This is a genomic window from Sphingomonas faeni, assembly GCF_003053745.1.
Taxonomy (GTDB): Bacteria; Pseudomonadota; Alphaproteobacteria; order Sphingomonadales; family Sphingomonadaceae; genus Sphingomonas; species Sphingomonas faeni.
In genome coordinates this window covers 790,661-811,543 of record NZ_QAYE01000001.1, presented here as the reverse complement: position 1 = coordinate 811,543, position 20,883 = coordinate 790,661, and the positions used below count along the sequence as shown (strand labels likewise).

The following is a 20,883-nucleotide window of genomic DNA, read 5'->3' as shown; positions in this document are numbered from 1 at the left end:
ACGCCTAATTCCGCCGGGAAAGCCCGTGCGGACGCCCAAGGTTCGTCAGGAGTCCGTTACCCATGCACCGTTTTATTGCGGCCTTATTGGCCGTGGCGTCGTGCGCGTCGATCGCACAGGCGCAGTCAGCCGATCCAACATCGACCAGTCCCCCGCTCACTCTTGAGCAGGCGCTTTCACTTGCCGGAGCCAGCGCCCCCAGCCTTGAGGCCGCCACGGCTGGCGTCCGGGCAGCAGAAGCAGGCCGCACGGTTGCCGGCTATCGGCCGAACCCGTCGATCGTCGCCGAGACCGAGAACATTGCCGGCAGCGGTCAATATCGCGGTCTTCGCAGCGCGGAGACAACGGCCGGTCTGGCACTACCGATCGAGCTGGGTGGCAAACGATCGGCACGGATCGCCGTCGCCGATGCGATTGGTAATCGAGCGCGGATAGGCACGGCATTGGCCGAGGCTGATTTACGGCTTGCCGTCACTCAGCTCTACATCGAAGCGACAGCAGCGGAACGCCGACTTGTGACAGCGCGCGAGCAGGCCGGCATCGCCCGTGAGGCATCGCGCGCAGCCGGTGTCCGTGTTCAGGCGGGGCGAGCATCGCCGCTCGAACAGCAGCGCGCCGATGTATTGCGGATCAACGCCGAAACAGCTGTGGAGCGCTCAGAACGGCTTGCCGAGGTTGCGCGGAGCAATCTTGCTCGACGGATCGGCCAACCTCTCACAGGACCCTTGGATTTGGCGTGGTTCGGCCGTGTCGAGGGCTTTGGTCCAGCGCGGCCGATCGAGACCGCAGGGACGTTGGCATTGGCGGCGACGCGCGCGGACGTGACAACGGCAGAGGCACAGGTGCGGCTTGCCAGGTCGCAGCGCATTCCCGACGTGACACTGAGCGCAAGCGCACGCCGGCTTGAGGCTACGAACGACGTGGCAGCAGTGTTCGGGCTGTCGATCCCGTTTCCGCTGTTCAACAACGGTAAGGCGGCAGTGGCGCAGGCGCGGGCGCAGACCGATCAGGCGCAGGCGCTACGTCGCGTCGCCGAGCTGGATACCGCGCAGGATATCGCAAGCGCACAGGCGAACGTCGCGAATGCTGCGACGACCGCTCGTAACGCCAGCGGGCCGGCATTGGCATCGGCAAGCGAAGCCGCTCGTATTGCCAGGATCGGCTACCGGGAGGGCAAGTTCGGGCAGCTCGATTTGCTCGATGCCGAACGTACCCTGTCCGAAACACGAACCGCCGCGATCGATGCGCTCGCCACCTATCACGACGCCAAGGCACGCCTCGAACGGCTCGTTGCCGCAGCGCCCTCGCTCGAGGAAACCAATCAATGACGAAGATTATCATACGGGCGCTCGCGCCTGTGACCCTGGCTATCCTCCTTGCCGGGTGCGGCGGGGGTGGCAACAGCGAGGCCGGTGAGAAGGCCGGAGCCGAGAAGACCGAAGGTGCCGAGGCCGGCGAAGCCAAGGAGGGTCCAAAGGATATCGTCACCCTGTCCGCGCAGCAGATCGCGGATGCCGGGATAGAGGTTACGCGACCTACAGTAGGCGGCGTGGCCGGAGCGATCGAGCTATCGGCAACGATCGAGGGCGATCCTCAGGGTGTGCAGGTTGTCTCCACCTCCGTAGGCGGTCGGCTCGTTTCCCTCACCCGCAATCTTGGGCAGTCAGTCAGCCGGGGGGACCCGCTGGCTATCATCGAAAGCCGGGAAGCGGCATCACTGAAAGCGGAGGTAGAAGCCGCGCGCGCGCGTTCCGCACTCGCCCAATCGAACCTTCGCCGCGAACAGCGTTTGTTCGCTGAACGGGTTTCGCCAGAGCAGGATCTGGTCGCAGCGCGAACGGCCGCAACGGAGGCCAGTATTGCCCTTCGCCTGGCGCAGCAGCAGTTGTCAGCGACGGGCAGCGGAGGCGGCGCGCTCAACCGCATCGCGGTCCGCTCGCCGATCGCCGGCCAGGTCATCGCGCGATCGGCGACCCTCGGGCAGGCCGTCGCGGCCGATGCAGAGCTGTTCCGTGTCGCCAACCTGTCGAAGGTGACTGTCACCACATCACTCGTCCCCACCGATGCCGGTCGGGTAAAACCTGGCGTGCGTGTCGAAGTGACGGCACCGGGGCGGCGTCAGGAGGGGCGCGTCACGTTCGTGTCCCCCATTCTGGACGAGACGACGCGATTGGTGCCGGTGATCGCTACCCTCGACAACGCCGGCAGCACATGGCGTGTTGGTGAGACGGTCAACGTATCGATCCTTGTTCCTGCGACCGGGGACCGCACCGTCGCCGTGCCATCGGCCGCAGTGCAGATGATCGAGGACAAGTCGTTCGTGTTCGTCCGGACCGCGACAGGTTTCCGGGCAATTCCGGTGACGCTTGGCCGCACCAATGGCGGGCAGGTCACCGTAACGGCAGGCCTTACCGGCTCGGAGCGCATCGCTTCCACCAACAGCTTCACGCTCAAAGCCGAACTCGGCAAGGGTGCGGGCGGGGATGAGGACTGAGCCATGATCGGTCGCATCGTCACCCTCTCCGTCGAGAAGCGCTGGCTCGTCCTGCTTCTCACCATCGCGGCTGCATTGCTCGGGATTGGCGCGCTGCGTCAGCTTCCGATCGACGCCGTACCCGACATCACCAACAACCAGGTGCAGATTAACGTCGTTGCTCCTGCCCTCTCCCCCGATCAGATCGAGAAGCAGGTTGCGTTCACGGTCGAAACCGCGCTCGCGGGCATTCCCGGCCTTGAATATACCCGCTCGCTAAGTCGCAATGGCTTTGCCCAGATCACAGCGGTTTTCGGTGAAAAGACCGATATCTACTTTGCGCGAGCGCAGGTCGCGGAACGTCTGCGAACCGCTGAGGAGGACCTTCCCGAAGGTGTGAACCCCGAGATGGGGCCGATCGCCACGGGCCTCGGCGATATCTTCATGTGGACGGTCGAATATCGCGAGCTGGACCAAGTTCACCACCGCAACGGCGAACCCGGCTTGCAGCGCGATGCCAGCTATATCACCCCCGAGGGGGATCACCTTGTCAGCGACGCCGACAAGGCGACCTACCTGCGCACCGTGCAGGATTGGATCGTCACGCCGCAGCTCAAAAGCACGGCCGGGCTTGCTGGCGTCGACTCCCTTGGTGGCTACACCAAAGAATATCTCGTTATTCCGGACATACAGCGCATGGCGGCAATGCGGCTGACGCTTCAGGATCTCACCACCGCCCTTCAGCGCAGCAATACCAGCGCGGGCGCTGGCGTGGTCAACCGCAACGGCGAAGGGTTAGCGGTTCGATCAGATGGGCGTGTCCGCAACGCCGACGAGCTGGCCCGTACCGTCGTTGCCACGCGCGAGAGCGTTCCGATTCTCCTCAACCAGATCGCGACCGTTCGCACCGGGCAGGCGCTACGCATGGGATCGGCGTCGGAAAACGGACATGAGGTTGTCGTCGGCACCGCGGTCATGCGGATCGGGGAGAATAGCCGCACGGTGTCGACGGGCGTTGCCGAACGGCTGACGCAGATCGGCCGCTCGTTGCCGGTCGATGTTGTCGTGAAGCCGGTTATGAACCGGACCGAGCTGGTGAACTCCACGATCGCCACGGTTGCCCGCAACCTTGCCGAGGGTGCGGTGCTAGTGATCGTCGTTCTGTTTGCGCTGCTTGGCAATTTCCGCGCGGCGCTGATCGCGGCCTGCGTCATTCCGATCACGATGCTGTTGACCAGCATCGGCATGTTGAAGGCGGGTGTTTCGGCCAATCTGATGAGCCTTGGCGCGCTCGACTTTGGTCTGATCGTGGATGGCGCGGTCATTATCGTGGAGAACGCATTACGGCGTTTGGGCGAGGCGCAGCATGGTCGGGGTGACGTGCTGACGATCGAGCAACGTCTCGGGATTGTCGCGGCATCGGCGCGCGAGATGATCCGGCCATCGGTGTACGGGCAGGCTATCATCATCCTTGTCTATGCGCCGTTGCTCACCTTCACGGGCGTCGAAGGCAAGATGTTCGAGCCGATGGCGCTGACGGTCATCATCGCGCTGGTGTTCGCCTTCATCCTGTCACTGACCTTCATACCGGCAGCGATTGCGATCTGGCTCAGCAAGCGGGTCGAAGAGAAGGAAAGCCGCGTCGTCACATTCCTCCGGCAGCGCTACGAGCCGGGACTCGATGCGGCAATGCGCCGGCCCACCCTCACCATCGGCGTCGCGATCGGCGCGCTGGCGCTTGCCGGTGCCGCTTTCACGACATTGGGGCAGGAGTTCTTGCCGCAGCTCGATGAGGGCAACATCCTCGTGCAGGCAGTCCGCATCCCCGGCACGTCGGTCGATCAGAGCCAGGCGATGCAGTTTCAGGTGGAAAAGGCGCTCGCCAAGGCACCGGAGGTACGGTTTGCCTTCTCCCGCACTGGCACGTCTGAAATTGCATCGGACCCAATGCCGCCTAACGCGACCGACACCTTCGTCATCCTGAAGCCGAAGAAGGAGTGGCCCGACCCCGGCCTGTCCAAGGAAGAGCTGGTGGAGCGGCTTGAAAAGCGTCTCTCTACCCTGCCGGGCAACGCCTATGAGATCACCCAGCCGATCCAGATGCGGTTCAACGAGCTGATTGCAGGCGTACGCGGCGATATCGCGATCAAGGTATTCGGCGACGATTTTGGCGAGATGAACGCGACCGCAGATCGGATCGCCGGCATCCTGCGAAAGACGCGGGGTGCAGCGGACGTGCGGGTTGAGCAAACCGAAGGCTTGCCGATGCTCGATATCCGACCGAACCGCACTGCCATGTCCCGCGTCGGGGTAACGGCCGGTGACGTGCAGGACACGGTTGCCGCAGCCATTGGCGGCCGACAGGCGGGCGTGATCTTTGAAGGCGATCGTCGTTTCCCGGTCGTGATCCGGATGGCGGAAAGCTCACGATCCGATCTGACGGCGGTTGCTCAGGTCCCGGTACCGACCGGCAGTGGCGGCTTCGTACCGTTATCGACTGTGGCGGATATCGCCGTGGTCGATGGTCCCAACCAGATCAGTCGCGAGAACGGCAAGCGGCGTGTCGTGGTGCAGGCCAACGTGCGCGATCGAGACGTGGCCGGCGTTGTGGCTGATGCCCGGTCAGCCATCGACGCTCAGGTGAAATTGCCGGCCGGCACGTACCTCGAATGGGGCGGTCAGTTCGAGAACCTGGCATCCGCCCGCGATCGGCTCAGCGTTGTGGTGCCGATCTGTTTCGTGGTCATCATGTTCCTGCTCTACGGCGCGCTAGGCTCCGTCAGGGATGCGTTGATCGTGTTTACCGGCGTTCCGCTGGCGTTGGTCGGAGGCATCCTTGCGCTGGTGCTAAGAGGCATGCCGTTCTCCATTTCAGCGGCAGTCGGCTTCATCGCGTTATCAGGTGTCGCGGTTCTCAACGGGCTGGTCATGGTGTCGTCCATCCATGATCTGATGCGGCAAGGCATGGATCGTGCGGTAGCGGCGCATCAAGGCGCTCTGGCGCGGCTCCGGCCGGTTGCGATGACGGCTCTCGTTGCGTCGCTTGGCTTCGTGCCGATGGCGCTTGGTCATGGTGCTGGAGCAGAGGTGCAAAAGCCGCTGGCGACCGTCGTCATTGGTGGTCTGATATCCGCAACTCTGCTCACCTTGTTCGTGCTGCCGACGCTCTACGCTCGTTTCGGACGGCGCGAGTTGCCAGTCCCATCAGGGGGACACATCGAACTGCCGCCTTTGGCTCATGACAGCGCGAGGGCCTAAGCTATGCAGGCCGTTGCCTTCACTCTCATTCCCGTCGTTGCCGTACTGATCGGTTCGCTATTCGCGGTATCGAGACGGCCAAGTGATGCCTTCGTAAGCGCCATGCAGCACTTGGCGGCAGGCGTTGTGTTCGCCGCAGCGGCAGCCGAGATCCTGCCCCAGGTGATGCACGAAGGTTCACCGATCGCGACATTCACTGGCGGCGCGCTTGGCATTCTCGTGATGCTGTCGCTCAAAGCTCTTGAGGGTCGCGCCAGTGGACCGATCGCTATGCTCGGGGCAGTTGCAGTCGATATCCTGATCGACGGGCTTGTTCTCGGATTAGCGTTCGTCGCTGGCGGGAAGGCCGGCGTGTTGCTGACGATCGCGTTGACGCTGGAGGTGCTGTTTCTCGGACTGACCGTAACGACCGAGTTGGGTGAGACGATCAAGTCCAAGGCACGTATCATCGGGATTACGATGGGGATCGCGTTGTTGCTGCCGATCGGCGCGGCGATAGCGACGCCTGTTGCGACGTTTCCGCCCGTCGTCATCGCCGGGTTTCTCAGTTTCGGTCTGATGGCGCTGCTCTACCTCGTGACGGAGGAGCTATTGGTCGAGGCGCACGAGAAGCCTGACACCCCGCTTATCAGCGCGATGTTCTTCATCGGGTTTCTGGGATTGCTCCTGATTGAGGAGGTATTGGGCTGACCGCTCGACGTGGAACGTCCTGGACCGATGATGATAATGCCGAGCTTCGTCGGCGTATCGAGGCCAGGCAGACGCTGGCGGTAATCGCGCGCGAGATGGGACGAACGATGGATGCGGTTCGGGGGAGAGCCTCAACCTTGCGGGTAACTCTTCGCTCGTCGCAGCGACCGTGGCGGGACGGCGTGCCGCGCCGAGTAGACGTAGACTAGAAAATAGGGGCGGTTGCCCGCCCCTATCCATCCTTTAGCCGTGCTTCATGCCGCCCTTGGCATGATCGCAGCAGTCAGCAGCCTTGGCTTTTGCGCCATCCTTGCAGCAGTCCGCACCGTCCTTGCAGCACGCCATGTCGGCGCAGCAATTGGCGACAGCGGCGAATGCGCCAGTCGACAGGGTGAGGGCGAAGGCAGCGCTGATGAGCTTGAACTTGGTCATGATATTCTCCGAAATTTACGTGTGATGGTGTTCGACGTCACACGGTTTGCGGAGGGGGTGTGGCCGGAGCGTATGCCATGCCCAAAAGGCCGGTCTGTGGAGCCGGCCAAGGCGATAGACGGGAGGACGGAACCAGCCCGATATGCTCGACGGTTTCGCCGGCAACAGCAACGCACGGTATGGCGCAGGCCGACGCAGGGGCCTTTTTGATGGGAGCGCCTGCTGATTTGCTGGCGCAGTCCATCATCGCGGAAGCAGCCGGAGGCGCGGCCATCGCCATCGTCTCGCAGATCGGGCCAAGCCGGACCAGCAACATCACCGCCAGGACGAAAAACGCCATGGAATGCAATATCTTGGATAGTGGGCGAGCCCGGCGTTTCATCGGATGCATCTAGAAGCACCCTCAGTCATGTACAATGCCGCAGGAGCGGTTTGCCACACTAAGCGGACTTTACTCGCCTTTCCGGTACGTTGGCGAGGTTGCGATGCTCGAAAGGTCCGTGGCGCTATCGATCGGCACGCCTGCCTCCTTTCGCTCGGAATAGCGATCGACCAGTTGGGCGGTGTGCGGGCGTAGCAGGACCGTGAAGCGTACCAATTCTTCCATCACGTCCACGATCCGATCATAGTAGGCCGAAGGCTTCATTCGATCGTTTTCTTCGAACTCGGCAAACGCCTTCGCGACGCTGGATTGGTTGGGGATCGTCACCATTCGCATCCAACGGCCGAGGACGCGCAGGGTGTTCACGCTGTTGAACGACTGCGACCCGGCCGATACCTGCATGACGGCGAGCGTGCGGCCCTGCGTCGGGCGCATCCCCCCCATCGACAGCGGCAGGTGATCGACTTGCAGCTTCATGATCCCGGTAATCTGGCCGTGCCGCTCGGGGCTGCACCACACATGCCCTTCCGACCACATCGACAGTTCGCGCAGTTCGTGGACGGCCGGGTGATCGTCGCCCGTCACTTGGTCGGGTACCGGCAGGGTCGAAGGATCGAAGATCCGCGTTTCACAGCCGAAGAATTGCAGCAGGCGAGCAGCTTCTTCCACACACAGTCGCGAGAACGACCGCTCCCGCAGGGAGCCGTAGAGCAACAGGATGCGCGGAGGCGGATCACCAGCGCCCAGCCCAAGGGCAGGACGATTGAGCGAATAGCGCCGATCGAGCGCGGGCAGATTATCAGGATCGGAGATAGTGCGGAGCGGCATCAGGCAGTCCTTGGGCCAAGCAGAATGATACAGGTGCCGATCAGGCAGAGTGCCGCTCCACCAGCATCCCAGCGATCGGGCCGCACCCCTTCGACAGCCCACAGCCAGATCAATGATGCGCAGATGTAGACGCCGCCATAGGCCGCATAGGCCCGCCCCGCTGCATCGCTATCCACCCGTGTCAGCAGCCAGGCGAACAGCATAAGCGAGACCACGCCTGGAGCCAGCCACAGGGGAGATTTGCTCAGCCGCAACCATGCCCAAAAGGCGAAGCAGCCCGCGATTTCCGCGAGCGACGCGGCCAGATATACGAGTGCCGTCATACCATGCTGATCCTGATCGCGAGTGCCGTGAGTGTCACCAGCAGCACCGGGATCGTTAGTGTCGCACCAACCTTGAAGTAATAGCCCCAGCCAATCCGAATGCCCTTTTGTCCGAGGACGTGCAGCCAGAGCAGCGTCGCGAGCGAACCGATCGGCGTGATCTTCGGGCCAAGGTCGCACCCGATCACGTTGGCGTAGATCATCACTTCCTTGATCGGGCCCGTGGCGTGCGTCGCGTCGATCGACAGCGCGCCAACCAGCACGGTCGGCATGTTGTTCATCACCGATGACAGCAGCGCGGCGATGATGCCGGTGCCGAACGCCGCACCCCACACGCCGCCTTGCGCGGTGCGATCGAGCAAGCTGGCAAGGTGGTTGGTCAGGCCAGCATTCCGAAGACCGTAAACGACCAGGTACATGCCGAGCGAGAAGATCACGACCTGCCAGGGCGCACCGGCCAGCACCTTGCGCGTCTGGATGACATGGCCGCGCGCGGCGATGACGAGCAGGAGGACCGCGCCGGCAGCGGCAACGGCGCTGACCGGCACGCCGATAGGTTCGAGCAGGAAGAAGCCGGCGAGTAGCAGGGCCAGAACGACCCAGCCTGCCTTGAACGTTGCAGGATCGCGGATTGCGTCAGCAGGCGTACGAAGCTGCGCCACGTCATAGCTTGCCGGTATGTCGCGCCGGAAGAACAGCAGCAGCGCAACCAATGTCGCGGCGATCGACGCCAGATCGACGGGCACCATCACCGAAGCATAATTGGCAAAGCCGATCCGGAAGAAGTCGGCCGACACGATGTTGACGAGGTTGGAGACGATCAACGGCAGACTGGCGGTATCGGCTATGAACCCCGCCGCCATGACGAACGCCAGCGTCGCCTTGTCCTTGTATCCCAGCGCACGCAGCATCGCGATGACGATCGGCGTTAGGATCAGCGCTGCGCCGTCATTGGCGAACAGCGCCGACACAGCCGCGCCGAGCAGCACGATCAGCACGATCAGCCTGCGACCATGCCCCCGGCCCCAGCGCGCGACGTGGAGCGCCGCCCATTCGAAGAACCCGGCTTCATCGAGCAACAGGCTGACGATGATGATCGCGACGAATGTCGCGGTCGCGTTCCAGACGATACCCCACACCACCGGCACGTCGGCGAGCGAGACGACCCCGACGAGCAGCGCGATCGCCGCGCCGCCCGTCGCGCTCCACCCGATGCCAAGGCCCTTCGGTTGCCAGATGACGAGCGCGATCGTGGCGACGAAGATAGCGAGCGCGAGCAACATCAGGCGACGCGCTGGCCCGAGGCGTCCACGACCTGTTCGCCGTCCTCCTTGGCAAACGCACCCTGTTGCGGCTCAGGCAGTAGATCGAGGACCGCTTCGGACGGACGACACAGTTTCACGCCAAGCGGCGAGACGACCAGCGGCCGGTTGATCAGGACCGGATGCGCCATCATCGCGTCCACCAGCGCTTCGTCGGACAACGACGTGTCGCCCAGGCCCAACTCCGCATAAGGAGTCCCCTTCTCACGCAGCAGATCGCGGGGCGTGATCCCAGCGCGATCGATCAGTTCGACCAGCAGCGCGCGCGCAGGCGGTGTCTTCAGATATTCGACCACATGCGGCTCGATGCCGGCATTGCGGATCATCGCCAGCGTGTTGCGCGACGTGCCGCATTCGGGGTTGTGATAGATCACGATATCGACGGCCACGGGACGTCCTTTCAGCAGCATGGGGTGAGTTCGGCTAGGAGTGGCGCACATAGTTCGGGTGAGCCGGCGCAGCAGTCTTTGACGAGGAACAGGGTCAGTGCGCGCAGCCCGTCCAGATCGGCGCGGTAGACGATCGAGCGGCTATGTCGTTCGGAACGGACGATGCCGGCACGCGCGAGAATGCCAAGGTGCGCTGACATAGTGTTTTGCGGCACGTCGAGCTGACGGGCGATTTCGCCGGCCGCCATTCCATCTGGTTCGTGCCGGACCAGTAGGCGAAACACGTCGAGGCGTGTGCCTTGTGCGAGAGCGCTAAGTGCAGCAATGGCCGTATCGTTTTCCATATATCCAGCATAAAGGATATGTCAGAGTTGGCTAGTTTGAGATTTCCGAGGCCAACCTTCTAAATTTACGATCCCGTTTGAGAATCGGCTGATGGCAGCGGTGTGCAGAAAACGGCCGTTTTCCGAACACCGCATACGGGCCGGCCAGAGCCGGCTTTTGCCGCGGGCCGATGTTCATCAACCGGTTCGGAAAACAATGTGCAGGAAAGGCCTACGTACGTCAGCTATCCGTACCGAGGTGCTAGATATCTGCCCGTTGGCAATGGCCCATCGCCAATCGTCTCGCTGCTGCTGCCCAGTGACCTCAGGAACGACGGTGTTCAAGACGGGTTACCAGACACGCTCGGTTGCAAGGATAGGCGACCGCCGATCGCTTTGGCCTCGTCGAATAACGGGTTCCGTCCGAAGCTGCCATTCGCAATTCGCGTCACGAACGGCTTGAGTTGGTCGAGAGCTGCCGTCAGCGGCGTGGCGGCGCGGACCCAGAACCGGACGTTCGAGGCCGCATCTGGACTCCCCGAAAGCGGCCGTTCGTTCAGCAGCAGCGTGTTCCACGATCGCTGACCGTTGACCGTTGAACGTTGTTAGCAAGGTTGCTCCAACCCGAGAACCGCGTCACGATCCTGGCATGAAGGGTGTGTTCGAAATCAGCGGTGCATCGCGCTACGACGACATGATCGCGGAGCGGTACCATTTCCCACGCATCTACCTGCGCGCAGCCGAAGCATGCGTCGGCGATTGGATCATCTACCGCGAAACCGGCTCGGCGGGTGGGCGCAAGGCCTATGTGGCGGCCGGCCTGGTGCGCAGCATCGACCCTGATCCCGCCGACCGCACGCTCTTTTACGCCCGCATCAGCGACTTCATCGAGTTCGATCGTCCCGTGCCGTATCGCGATCCCGACGGCCGCTTTCTTGAGAGTATGCTGCGCGAGCTGGACAACCCCGCCGTCGTTGGTCGGACGCTACGCGGTCGATCGGTTCGAGCCATTGATGATGCTGACTTTGCTGCCATCGTGAACGCCGGCTTGGTCGACACGCTATCGCCCGAACACGCGATCCGGCTCGAACTCGATCCCCGCCACATCGACGCCTTCACGGCCGCATTGCTGGCCTCACCGCCCGACGAGCGGCGCGTGGCGCAGCTACTGGTCAACCGCAAGGTGCGCAGCGCCGCCTTCCGCGGCCACGTGCTCGATGCATATGACAACCGTTGCGCGGTGACGGGGCTGCGTATGGTCAATGGCGGCGGAAAGGCCGAAGCTCAGGCCGCGCATATCTGGAGCGTCGCAGATGGCGGGCCGGACGTAGTGCAGAACGGCATTGCTCTGTCCGCGACCGCGCACTGGTTGTTCGACCGTTACCTCATCAGCCTCGACGACGAGTGCCGGCTGCTGGTGTCGCACAACAAGGTGCCGTCCGAGCTCATTCGGCTGTTCCCACAACCGGGCGAGCGCGTTCGCCTGCCGGTCGATCCACGGCTCCACCCGCGCGCGGACTATGTCGCCCGACACCGTGCTCGCTTCGCAGGCCTCGACGCTTGAGCAGCTACCTGGACGTCATCGCTGCCTATGACGGCCAAGCCGACATGCTGGCCGAGCGGTATGAGGCGGTATCGTCCGAGCGGATGCTGGCTGAGGTGTTGCCGGTCATCCCTAGCGGCAGCGACAGCAAGCTGGCGCTCGACGTCGGCGCCGGCACAGGACGTGACGCGGCCTGGCTGACCTCGCTCGGCTATTCGGTTGTGGCGGCCGAGCCTGCTGCCGGTATGCGCCTCATCGCAGCCGAGAAGCATAGAAGTCACGGCATCCGGTGGGTGAGCGATGCCCTGCCCTCGCTCGACCATGTCCATGGGCTTGGGCTCGCCTACGATTTCGTGCTGCTGTCAGCCGTTTGGCAGCACGTCGCGCCTGCCGATCGGCCCCGTGCCTTCCGCAAACTCGCCACTCTGTTGAAGCCGGGCGGTGTGCTGGTGATGACGCTGCGCCACGGTCCCGCCCCGTCCGGTATGCAAATGCACCCGACCTCAACCGCCGAAATCGAGGGGCTGGCCCGGGCGCATGGGCTGGAGGTGTTACGGGTTGCGACGTCCAGCGATCAGGGCGGACGCGCCAGTGTGACCTGGGACGTAATGGCGCTGCGCATGCCTGATGACGGCACCGGCGCGCTTCCGCTGGTGCGCGGGATCGTCCTGTCCGACGAGAAGTCGTCCACCTATAAGCTGGCGCTCCTCCGGGCCGTGGCGCGCGTCGCCGATTATGCGCCTGCTGCGGCTACGCCGGTGCCCGATGGCCGCGATGCAGTTGAGGTGCCGCTAGGCTTGGTCGCACTGAACTGGCTGAGAATGTACCTGCCCCTGGTTCGGGCGAGGCTCCCGCAGATGCCGGGTAATGTCGGCATGGAGCGACTGGGCTTCGCCAAGGACGGGTTTGCAGCACTGCTCGCGCTCGGCACGGCACCGGTCGAGCTACGGGTTGGTGCGGTCTTCGCCGGCGAGCAGGCCCACGCCATCGCTTCCGCGCTGTCCCGGGCTGCTCACACAATCACCAAGATGCCGGCGACCTTCACCCGCTATCCCAACAGTGACATGCAAGTGTTCGGCGTCAGCCGCGGGCGGCGGGGCGGTGCATCCGCAACCGTGCTCGACCTTGAGACGCTGCGCGGCTGGGGCCTGATCGAGGTGCCGGGCCACTTGTGGCGGGCTATGTCGCGGTTTGGGTCCTGGATCGAACCCATGCTGGTCGCTGAATGGTCCCGCCTCATCCGCGTCTATGCCGACCGTATGGGTCTGGCGGTCGCGCCCGGCGCTGCAGAAGCCGCCCTGGCGTGGGTAGAGCCGGTTCGCACCACCGCTCTTGGTCGCAACGTGGTCCAGCGGCTGCTCGGTCGCGGGCAGCCGATCGAGTGCGTCTGGACGGGACGCCCCCTCAAGCCGAACAGCTTCGACATCGACCACTGCCTGCCATGGTCGGTTTGGCCATGCGGGGATCTGTGGAACCTGATGCCGGCGCACACCCGAGTTAATCAGCACGAGAAGCGCGACCGCCTACCATCGGCCGCTGCAATGGCAAATGCGCGAGATCGCATCATCGGCTGGTGGGAGGCAGCCTATCTGGAGGATGACGCGCTTCGACCGCGTTTTCTGCGTGAGGCCGCTGCGGCACTGCCACTAAACGATGCTGTAGGGACCACAGCTGTCTACGATGCGCTGGACTGGCGACGCCTGCGACTATGGCAGGACCAGCAGGTGCCGCAGTGGACACCTGCGAACGCGTTGACCTGACCGACCCACGACACGACATTCAGCCGTCATTTCGGGCTCCCCATCTTCAGACATCCGTTCATGTTCGCCCGACGTCTCGACCAGCGTTGGAGGTAATGCCGAGAAGTGGGACAATTTTGCCGTTCACCGTGCTGTCGGCGAACGGCAGCTTTTGCAAGTTCCGGTCACTTAGCGCCGTTCCCGCGCTTTCCGCTTTCTACCATTTATTTCGTCTTCGGCGGGTCGGCCGGATTCGATTCAGCGTTCACGGCAGGCATAACGATGTCGAATAAAGAACCGGATTGAGAAACCGTGGCGGAGCAGGCGCAAGGTGCCATCGCCATCTACAATCTCTCCGGGCCCGCAAGAATCTCAGCCGACATTTGCCTGCGATAAGATGGCAACGCACGCGCATTGCCGTATTAGGAACCATGACATCTACGTTTCTAGCGATCCCGCTACCCCGCAAGGGAGAAAGCTTCCTGCTGCGCACGACTTACCAAGACCGTGACGTGGCAATCCTGGTCGACACGGGTTGGCACCTCGGAAAGGGTGATCTCGACAACTCGCTTGACACCTTTTTGAATGGCCAGATGCCGGATCTTCGTAAGATCGATCGCCTAATCCTCACACATGAAGACGCCGATCATTGTCAGGGTGCCCCGCAATTCATGGCACGCTGGCTGCGCACCGGCCGGAGTATCGACGAGGTCTGGTTGCCCGCATTATGGGCTCCAGCCGGCGCCGGACCGCGCCGCTCGAAATGGGTTCGTAGTCGCATCGTCAAGGGGGCATTCGAGGCGGCACCTGAGATCGCAAGCGCCGCGCGTGAATATGCTCGTGAACGGAATGATGCGCGTGATCGCGGCCCGTTATCGGAAAATTTGGAACGCGAACACCTCGCAAATGCCGTCCGCTACGCGGCGTCCGCGAGCGGCCTGTTTGATGGCCTGTTTCCGCTCAGAGAGGACGAGCGCCCGGTCGAGCGCCTCGAAAAAGCGCATCAGATCGAAGACGCGAATGCGCCGGGCTTTCCAGCAACGCTCACGCTCGCACTTTTTGGCGACGCCCCAGGCTGGAGCAGTCGTGAAGGCACGGCATCCAGTCTGGCCATGGACTTGCGAGAGCGCGGCGAGCTGCCGAACGCGCATTCGCACGAAGCCCTCGCGATGATGCTGGCGCACAATGCGCTTGATACACACGAGCGTATCTCGAAGACGGTCGCAAGCTGCATCGCTTTCGGCATTCCAGTCCGTTGGTTCGATTTCGACCAGTTTGAGAACAATCGCAAAAAGCCGGGAGGCGGCGCGCGCGGCGGGGATCGCGGCTTCCTAACCCCGATCAACGCGGTCGAGGTGCTGCCAAGTCCGCGCTTAGTGTCGCCGCAGTTGATTTTCTACGCGCTGACCCTGTCGCGCGCGAACCGTGAGTGCTTGGCCTACCTCCGCCACGAAGACGAAAAGGAGCCGGCGGTGCTCTTCACCGCCGATTCACGCCTCACTACTCACGGCAAACCTTTTCCTAGACCCGCAACAGGCTTGCCGGTCCGGCAAAATCTGATTGTAACCGCCCTGCATCACGCATCGAGCCACAACCAGCAAGGTTACGCCATCATTGACGCCTGGGTGGGCAAGCGGAAACGGCCGATCCTGGTTCGAAACGGTGGTCACAAGGTTACGGCTCCTGCTGCGGGATTTCTTGCCAACCCAAACAGGTTATGTGTGCGATGCATCGGCAGTTCGTTGCCAGACGTTCCGGTTCGTGTCGAAGCAACTAACGGGCGTTGGCGCATGCCTAATCATCCTAGGGCTTGCGGCTGCCAATAGGTGCGGCCGCTCGAGACAATCCATAGACGAGCTACCTCCGCGACGTCGGCTGCGGCAAGCGCTTGAGGCAGCGGCGTGGCCGACGACGGTAACTGAGCGAATGGTTGCTTTTGGGAATCGTTCGTCCGCCTCGCCAGTCTCCAGCTTCGGGAAGTGTTGCTGCCTGATGAGCTTGCTTGAAGCGAATGGCAGGCGTCCCGTCACGAGTGGTCGTTCACGGCCCGCTGCTGCTTGTCGTGAACTGGTCTCCCGCCGTGGCCGTAGCGACCGCCAGACCCACAAGCGGCCGTTCCGACCATCCTTTTCACTTTCCAACTTCCGCCACTCACTCATGCAAATCGAGCTCCGAAATTTGTGCTTTCGGAAATGAATGCCACGGGACCGGCGACCATCGAATGACGGCAGAGGCAATCTCGGCTTTCCCCGTACCGTCCTGCCACCTATTTCCCGAAACCGCTATGCGGCGATCGCGCCGATTGGTTCGATCGTGTGAAGCCTGAAGCCATCTGATCCCACCGCGCCCCGCGCGACGTCGATGAGATGGGCGTGATGGCTGAACACGATTACCTGGCTATGCGCAGCCGCAGCGGCGAGCACCCGGAGGAGCGCACCTGCCCGACCATCATCGGCGGTGATCAGCAGATCGTCGCAGATGATCGGCAACGCCCCCGCGCCGGCGCGGCCTTCGATCGAGCCCAGCCGAAGGGCAAGGTATAGCTGGTCGCGCGTTCCCTCGCTGAGCGCTTCGACGCCGACCTCTCCACCATCAAACCGCTGCGCTAGGATTATCGGACGGTCGTCATTGCCATAGCCGACGGTCAGCCCCGTGAACGCGCCGCCAGTCACCTCTGCGAACAACACGCCTGCTCTCGCGATAAGCGGCGCCTGATTGGTTGTACGGTGCCGGTCGAGCATCCAGCGAAGCAGCGCGCCCGCGCTCGCTGCCTGGATGTGCTCCTCCGCCGCCTGGGCCAGTGCTGCAGTCGTGTCGAAAACCGTCTGCTGTGCTTCGGCCGCGGCGCTCTCGCTTGCCGCACGGCCGGCCTCCTCGTCCGCAGCGTTCAGCGTTCGACCGACAATTTCCCGCTCGGCGGCCACTTCGCGACGGCGGTCGTCAATCCGGGCACGCGCGCTCGAGGCGTCCTCGACAGACAAACCAGCAATCTCGGCTGCCAACGTATCGAGCCCGGCGCCATTGTCGGCGCCGGCGAGCTCGTTGAGCGCTTCGCGTTCCGTTACACGAAGAAGATCTCGCCGCGCCACGTTGGCGACAATCGCCTCCAGGTTGGCTTCGTCTGTCGTACCGGCGGCCTGCATCAACGCATCGATCGCGCCGGCAATGCCGTCGAGCCGACGCTCCGCGTGGGCGAGCTCCCCCGTGATGCGCGCGTGGTCAGATTCAAGGCCCGCCAGCGTGTCACGCGCCCGGATCGCTGCGCGCAACGACGCCGCAAGCTGGCGCACGTGCTCGACCGTGTCGGCTGAGCCGGTAGCCTGCAGCGCAAGAAGCACGGTTGCCAATTCGGTATTGAACGCCGATCGGTCCCGCTCAATGCCGTCGATCTGCCGAACGATCGACTCTCGTGCCCCGGTCTCCTCGCCAACATGGGCGATAGCTTCGAGGGCATCGGCGAGCACGGTGTTACTGGCATCGGCAGGAAGCGCCGCCTCGCTGGCCAGTCCTGTCCGTTCCTGATCGAGCGCGACCCGTGCACGTCCTAGATCGGCGACCTCCATTGCGAGCTCGTTTGCTGCACGTTCAACCGTGGCAAGGTCAGAGAGCAGCCGATCGCGGTTGCCTGCGGCGGTCGTCAGCGCAGCGGCATGCCCGCTCGCGAGTCTCGCCAGTTTAGTGTCGTCCGCTGTTGCGACAGGCCCCCTCGCTGCTGACAGAGCAGTTGCGATCGCAGTCCGCGCTTCCCCGAACCGAGCCGTCATTTCCTGTAGAGCGAGTTCCGCGGACGCCGCGTCGCGATCGGCTTCCAGCGCTGCCGACCTCTTCGTGAGCCACCCGGACAGGTCCGCCGGTGCGATGGCGCGCTTAAATCCAATCGTTTGCAGTCGTTCGGCCCAGCTTTGTTCGACCAGCGACAGTGTCGCCTGATATTGGTCCTCCCGCAGATGCGTCGCCGCCATCAGGGCCCTCGCTTCATCAAGCGCAACATTCGTCAGGACAAATTCCGCTACGCGGGCAGCTTCGGCATCGCGCCGGTCGGCCAGTTGATCGGTCTCTGTGATGCGTCCGGCAAGCGCGTCTCCGATCCCGTCGTCGTCTCCGATATGCGGCACCACCAGCCGCTCGCGAACTTGGGCGACGAGTGCGTCGCGCTGCTGCCGTGCAGCTGCAATCACGTCGGGTGTGGGAAGCGACCCGCCTGCGATCAGGCTCTTCAGCCTTGCCTCAGCCCGGATAGCGCTGGTTTGGGCGGTCTCGCCTTCTTTGCGCGCAGCGGCTGCGTCGTTCCTTGTCGCCTCGGCGCTACTACGCACCGAGGCAGCTTCCGCCTCGGTGGGTACGGCAAGCGTGCGCAGACTGGCTGTTGTTCCCTGCCACGGGGCAAGATCGGACAGGCGCTCGGCCGCAAGCGTCCGCTTCCGCCCGGCTTCCATCGTCGCTTCTGCCAGGCGGGTCTCCGCCTCGGCCGGCAAGAGCTGGAGCGCCGCGACCAGCTCGGCGGGGTCGACCGTCCCGCTTACCGTCGCAAGATCACGCTCGATCGCGGCCCGGTCGCGGACGATCTTGACCCGCTCTTTCTCAATTGCTGCCTCGCGCGTCTTGAACTCTCGAACGGCGTCGAGATGCGTGGCCGCACGCCTGCGCCACCCGGCAGAGGGGATCGGCTGTCCAGGTGCGATCCGCGCTTCGGCAAGCGCGGCAGCCAGCTTGGTGTCGATCCGGTCCAGCTCGGCGCGACGACGCTCCAGATCACCCGCAGCCTTGGCAATGACTGGCCGTCGCTCTTCGAGCGCCTCGATCCGTTCCTGTTCGAACAAAATGCTGCCGGGTCGTTCCACGCCTGCGATCGCCTGTTCGACGCGCGCCAAATCCACCTTTGCCTGAGACGCAAGTTCGGTGGCTGTAATGCGCTCGGCGCGGAGGGTCGCCAGCTGCGCCGCCACGTCCAGCGGCAGCGTTGGCAGATCTTCCAGCCCGCCCAGTTCGGCGCGTGCGGTGCTCAGCCGCGCAAAGGGCGAACGCGCCCTCCCCACCCGGTCCAAGCGCGCCTGCTCACGGTCGAGCGCTTCGGCTTCGTCGATCAGCGCCGTGCGGCGCGCCTCGGCGTCGGCGCGGCGCTGTCGGGCTTGCGTCCAGTCGGCATCGCTGATCGACGTCTGTCGCACCTGGGCCAGTGCCTCGGACCGCTCGCGCATCAAACGGTTCACCGGCGGGTTCTGCCCGCCGGGCTTGAACAACGCTGATGCTGCCTCGGTCAGCCGGATAAGCTCGCTGCCGATGTGCGAAACGCCCGTACCCGCCTCGAGCGTGATTCGGGCAACATCATCGCGACCGCCGATAATGCTGGCCCCACCCTCGCGCAGCTTGGTGTGATCCAGTCCGAACATGCGCTCGAACCCGGCACGATCGATTCCGCCGAGCAGCGGTGCCAGCGGATCGGTCTTGTAAGGCGTGCCGTCCGCGGCGAGCAGGGTGTCGCGATTGCCTTTGCGTCGGGTGACGTCGAGCAGCTTACCGTCGTGCTCTATCAATGCCCGCAGGCGAAGCTGCGCATATTCGTAGCGCCAGTTTTGCCGGCTTTGTCCGGGGATGCCGAACAGGAAGTCGCCGATGGCCTGCAACGCGGTCGACTTCCCCGCCTCGTTCGGGCCGACGACGAGATGCAGGTCGGGACCGCCATTGCCGAAGTCGAATACGCGATCCGCGAATCCGCCGTAGCGGACGAGTTCCAACCGGCAAAACCGCATCAGTGCGCGCCCTCGCCGAGGCGGGCTTCGACGAGCGCCTTGGCAGCGCGGATGAGTGCCGCACCGTCTCGGCTCCGCGCTGATGCAAGTAGCGGTGCCGTGTCGGGATCGCCGATTTCCGCCGGCAGCTTTGCCGTCAGCGGCGCGATGGCGTTCTCGATCGCGCGGAGGCAGTCCGGATCGTCTAGCGCCTGGGTCAGCATCTCCAGCAATTCGGGCGGCAGGCCGGTGGGTAGAACAGCGTCGTTAGCGATGATCTTCACCCGCTCGATCCAGAGCGCGTCGGAGACACCAGCGGCATGGCCGCGGACCTCAGCCTCGAACCATGTAGGATCGGCGCGGAGCCGCTGCGCAAGCGGACCATCGACCGTGATAGAGACCCGGGCGGCCAGCGGGCGACCGTCGGCGCCGAGAACGGCAGGACGCAGCTGCGCCTGGATCGCGGCCAGCGCCTCCATAGGGTCTGCCGCACCGATCGCGTCGACCCGGGCATGTGCCCAGCGGACTTCGTCCGTCGCGCGGTGTTCGACATGCACGATGGCACCTTCTTCAACCCGGACGACCACCGCGCCTTTGGCGCCGGTCTCGCGAATGTGGCGCCCTTGGGTGTTGCCGGCAAAAACGACGTGGGGGTGATCGGACCGGACCGCGTGATCGTGGACATGGCCCAGCGCCCAGTAATCGTGCCCGGCGGCCTGTAGCTCACCCAGACTGCACGGCGCGTAGTTGGCATGTCCCTCATGACCGTCGAGCGCGGTGTGTAGCAGCGCCACGTTGAGCATGCCTGGCGCTGGCGGGCAGTAGGTCGACGCTATGTTTTCGGTCGTTGCCGCTTCCTTGTAGCTGCGGCCGTGAACGACGACCCCGAGATCGTCGAACCGCACGCTCTCGCACTTCGCGCTCTTGAGCTTGTAGACGCCTTCCGGAGCGGTCAGGTGGCGGGTGACGCGGCTCTCGGCGTCGTGATTGCCGAAGGCGATCACGGAGCGGATGCCGGCCCTCGTCAGGCGCGCCAGCTGGGCGATGGCGAACTGGCCGGTCGACTGATCCTTCCAGGCCCCGTCGTACAGATCGCCGGCGATCACGACAAAGGCTGCGCCCTCCTCGATCGCGAGATCCACGACATTCGAAAACGCCTTGCGGGTCGCACCGCGCACCAGGCGCGAGAATGCCTCGTCGCTCCGCGACAGACCGTGCAGCGGACTGTCGAGATGGATGTCCGCTGCGTGGATAAAGGTGAGGTTGCCAGCCATTGATCAATGTCTACCATCTCGTGCCGTGAAGAGGAACGGTCGTAGGACAGACCAAGTCTTGTTCCTTTGCGACCCCCTTGTAGCCCCCCAATGCCGGACGCGACTTCGTCTTAGGCGGCAGTCGCTTCGACCACGCCATCTGTGGTGGTCCCAAGATCGCGAACGGAACGATCGTAGC

Annotated in this window: 16 protein-coding genes; 8 read left to right on the top strand and 8 right to left on the bottom strand. The window is 63.8% G+C overall.

What is annotated here, in order from left to right; all coding sequences use genetic code 11:
* Positions 1–62 precede the first annotated feature (62 nt).
* Genes C8J25_RS03660 through C8J25_RS03645 form a run of 4 tightly spaced genes read left to right on the top strand, consistent with a single transcriptional unit; the run spans position 63 to position 6,421 of the window.
* On the top strand, positions 63–1,328 hold the full coding sequence (locus tag C8J25_RS03660; RefSeq protein ID WP_107952241.1) for a TolC family protein: 1,266 nt from the start codon (positions 63–65) through the stop codon (positions 1,326–1,328).
* On the top strand, positions 1,325–2,494 hold the full coding sequence (locus C8J25_RS03655) for an efflux RND transporter periplasmic adaptor subunit (RefSeq protein ID WP_055879912.1): 1,170 nt from the start codon (positions 1,325–1,327) through the stop codon (positions 2,492–2,494). Before C8J25_RS03660 ends, C8J25_RS03655 begins: the two co-directional genes overlap by 4 nt.
* 3 nt (positions 2,495–2,497) lie before the next feature.
* The gene (locus C8J25_RS03650; protein WP_107952240.1) at positions 2,498–5,731 is read left to right on the top strand and encodes an efflux RND transporter permease subunit; all 3,234 of its coding nucleotides are present in this window, start codon (positions 2,498–2,500) and stop codon (positions 5,729–5,731) included.
* A gap of 3 nt (positions 5,732–5,734) precedes the next feature.
* Positions 5,735–6,421, top strand: coding sequence for a ZIP family metal transporter (locus C8J25_RS03645; RefSeq protein ID WP_055879907.1), 687 nt, complete (start codon positions 5,735–5,737; stop codon positions 6,419–6,421).
* Positions 6,422–6,664: 243 nt separating this feature from the next.
* Here C8J25_RS03645 and C8J25_RS03640 read toward each other — a convergent pair whose 3' ends face one another.
* The gene (locus C8J25_RS03640) at positions 6,665–6,853 is read right to left on the bottom strand and encodes a hypothetical protein (protein WP_041394287.1); all 189 of its coding nucleotides are present in this window, start codon (positions 6,851–6,853) and stop codon (positions 6,665–6,667) included.
* A 179-nt stretch (positions 6,854–7,032) separates the two neighbouring features.
* On the opposite strand from C8J25_RS03640, the gene C8J25_RS03635 reads away from it, so the two are divergent.
* Positions 7,033–7,248 (top strand): hypothetical protein, encoded by a 216-nt coding sequence (locus C8J25_RS03635; RefSeq protein ID WP_055879905.1) that lies wholly within the window; start codon positions 7,033–7,035, stop codon positions 7,246–7,248.
* Positions 7,249–7,304: 56 nt separating this feature from the next.
* On the opposite strand, the gene arsH is transcribed toward C8J25_RS03635, so the two are convergent.
* The 5 genes from arsH to C8J25_RS03610 are packed head-to-tail and all read right to left on the bottom strand — an operon-like array spanning position 7,305 to position 10,441.
* On the bottom strand, positions 7,305–8,063 hold the full coding sequence (arsH, locus tag C8J25_RS03630) for an arsenical resistance protein ArsH (protein ID WP_055879901.1): 759 nt from the start codon (positions 8,061–8,063) through the stop codon (positions 7,305–7,307).
* On the bottom strand, positions 8,063–8,386 hold the full coding sequence (locus C8J25_RS03625) for a YnfA family protein (RefSeq protein ID WP_055879898.1): 324 nt from the start codon (positions 8,384–8,386) through the stop codon (positions 8,063–8,065). Before C8J25_RS03625 ends, arsH begins: the two co-directional genes overlap by 1 nt.
* Positions 8,383–9,669, bottom strand: coding sequence for an arsenic transporter (locus C8J25_RS03620; protein ID WP_055879895.1), 1,287 nt, complete (start codon positions 9,667–9,669; stop codon positions 8,383–8,385). Before C8J25_RS03620 ends, C8J25_RS03625 begins: the two co-directional genes overlap by 4 nt.
* On the bottom strand, positions 9,669–10,097 hold the full coding sequence (gene arsC / locus C8J25_RS03615) for an arsenate reductase (glutaredoxin) (RefSeq protein WP_235525809.1): 429 nt from the start codon (positions 10,095–10,097) through the stop codon (positions 9,669–9,671). Before arsC ends, C8J25_RS03620 begins: the two co-directional genes overlap by 1 nt.
* 11 nt (positions 10,098–10,108) lie before the next feature.
* A complete protein-coding gene (locus C8J25_RS03610; RefSeq protein ID WP_082463432.1) occupies positions 10,109–10,441 on the bottom strand; it encodes an ArsR/SmtB family transcription factor in 333 nt (110 codons plus the stop codon).
* A 628-nt stretch (positions 10,442–11,069) separates the two neighbouring features.
* On the opposite strand from C8J25_RS03610, the gene C8J25_RS03600 reads away from it, so the two are divergent.
* The 3 genes from C8J25_RS03600 to C8J25_RS03590 all read left to right on the top strand — a co-directional run bounded on the left by C8J25_RS03600 (position 11,070) and on the right by C8J25_RS03590 (position 15,528).
* Complete coding sequence (locus C8J25_RS03600) at positions 11,070–11,984, top strand: HNH endonuclease (RefSeq protein WP_107952238.1); 915 nt, start codon at positions 11,070–11,072, stop codon at positions 11,982–11,984.
* On the top strand, positions 11,981–13,723 hold the full coding sequence (locus C8J25_RS03595; protein WP_107952237.1) for a class I SAM-dependent methyltransferase: 1,743 nt from the start codon (positions 11,981–11,983) through the stop codon (positions 13,721–13,723). Before C8J25_RS03600 ends, C8J25_RS03595 begins: the two co-directional genes overlap by 4 nt.
* Positions 13,724–14,133: 410 nt before the next feature.
* A complete protein-coding gene (locus C8J25_RS03590) occupies positions 14,134–15,528 on the top strand; it encodes an MBL fold metallo-hydrolase (RefSeq protein WP_107952236.1) in 1,395 nt (464 codons plus the stop codon).
* A gap of 456 nt (positions 15,529–15,984) precedes the next feature.
* On the opposite strand, the gene C8J25_RS03585 is transcribed toward C8J25_RS03590, so the two are convergent.
* A complete protein-coding gene (locus tag C8J25_RS03585) occupies positions 15,985–19,452 on the bottom strand; it encodes an ATP-binding protein (protein ID WP_107952235.1) in 3,468 nt (1,155 codons plus the stop codon).
* Positions 19,452–20,705 carry a metallophosphoesterase family protein gene (locus C8J25_RS03580; RefSeq protein ID WP_107952234.1) on the bottom strand — a complete coding sequence of 418 codons (1,254 nt, stop codon included), beginning with the start codon at positions 20,703–20,705 and terminating at the stop codon, positions 19,452–19,454. Before C8J25_RS03580 ends, C8J25_RS03585 begins: the two co-directional genes overlap by 1 nt.
* Positions 20,706–20,883: the final 178 nt, after the last annotated feature.

What these genes read in the sequence shown, in the direction of transcription:
- C8J25_RS03635 (WP_055879905.1), top strand. Translation starts at nt 7,033, where the DNA reads ATGGCGCAGGCCGACGCAGGGGCCTTTTTGATGGGAGCGCCTGCTGAT.
- C8J25_RS03580 (WP_107952234.1), bottom strand. Translation starts at nt 20,705, where the DNA reads ATGGCTGGCAACCTCACCTTTATCCACGCAGCGGACATCCATCTCGAC.
- C8J25_RS03640 (WP_041394287.1), bottom strand. Translation starts at nt 6,853, where the DNA reads ATGACCAAGTTCAAGCTCATCAGCGCTGCCTTCGCCCTCACCCTGTCG.
- C8J25_RS03585 (WP_107952235.1), bottom strand. Translation starts at nt 19,452, where the DNA reads ATGCGGTTTTGCCGGTTGGAACTCGTCCGCTACGGCGGATTCGCGGAT.
- C8J25_RS03660 (WP_107952241.1), top strand. Translation starts at nt 63, where the DNA reads ATGCACCGTTTTATTGCGGCCTTATTGGCCGTGGCGTCGTGCGCGTCG.
- C8J25_RS03625 (WP_055879898.1), bottom strand. Translation starts at nt 8,386, where the DNA reads ATGACGGCACTCGTATATCTGGCCGCGTCGCTCGCGGAAATCGCGGGC.
- C8J25_RS03590 (WP_107952236.1), top strand. Translation starts at nt 14,134, where the DNA reads ATGACATCTACGTTTCTAGCGATCCCGCTACCCCGCAAGGGAGAAAGC.
- C8J25_RS03650 (WP_107952240.1), top strand. Translation starts at nt 2,498, where the DNA reads ATGATCGGTCGCATCGTCACCCTCTCCGTCGAGAAGCGCTGGCTCGTC.
- C8J25_RS03620 (WP_055879895.1), bottom strand. Translation starts at nt 9,669, where the DNA reads ATGTTGCTCGCGCTCGCTATCTTCGTCGCCACGATCGCGCTCGTCATC.
- C8J25_RS03600 (WP_107952238.1), top strand. Translation starts at nt 11,070, where the DNA reads ATGAAGGGTGTGTTCGAAATCAGCGGTGCATCGCGCTACGACGACATG.
- C8J25_RS03655 (WP_055879912.1), top strand. Translation starts at nt 1,325, where the DNA reads ATGACGAAGATTATCATACGGGCGCTCGCGCCTGTGACCCTGGCTATC.
- C8J25_RS03610 (WP_082463432.1), bottom strand. Translation starts at nt 10,441, where the DNA reads ATGGAAAACGATACGGCCATTGCTGCACTTAGCGCTCTCGCACAAGGC.
- arsH (WP_055879901.1), bottom strand. Translation starts at nt 8,063, where the DNA reads ATGCCGCTCCGCACTATCTCCGATCCTGATAATCTGCCCGCGCTCGAT.
- C8J25_RS03645 (WP_055879907.1), top strand. Translation starts at nt 5,735, where the DNA reads ATGCAGGCCGTTGCCTTCACTCTCATTCCCGTCGTTGCCGTACTGATC.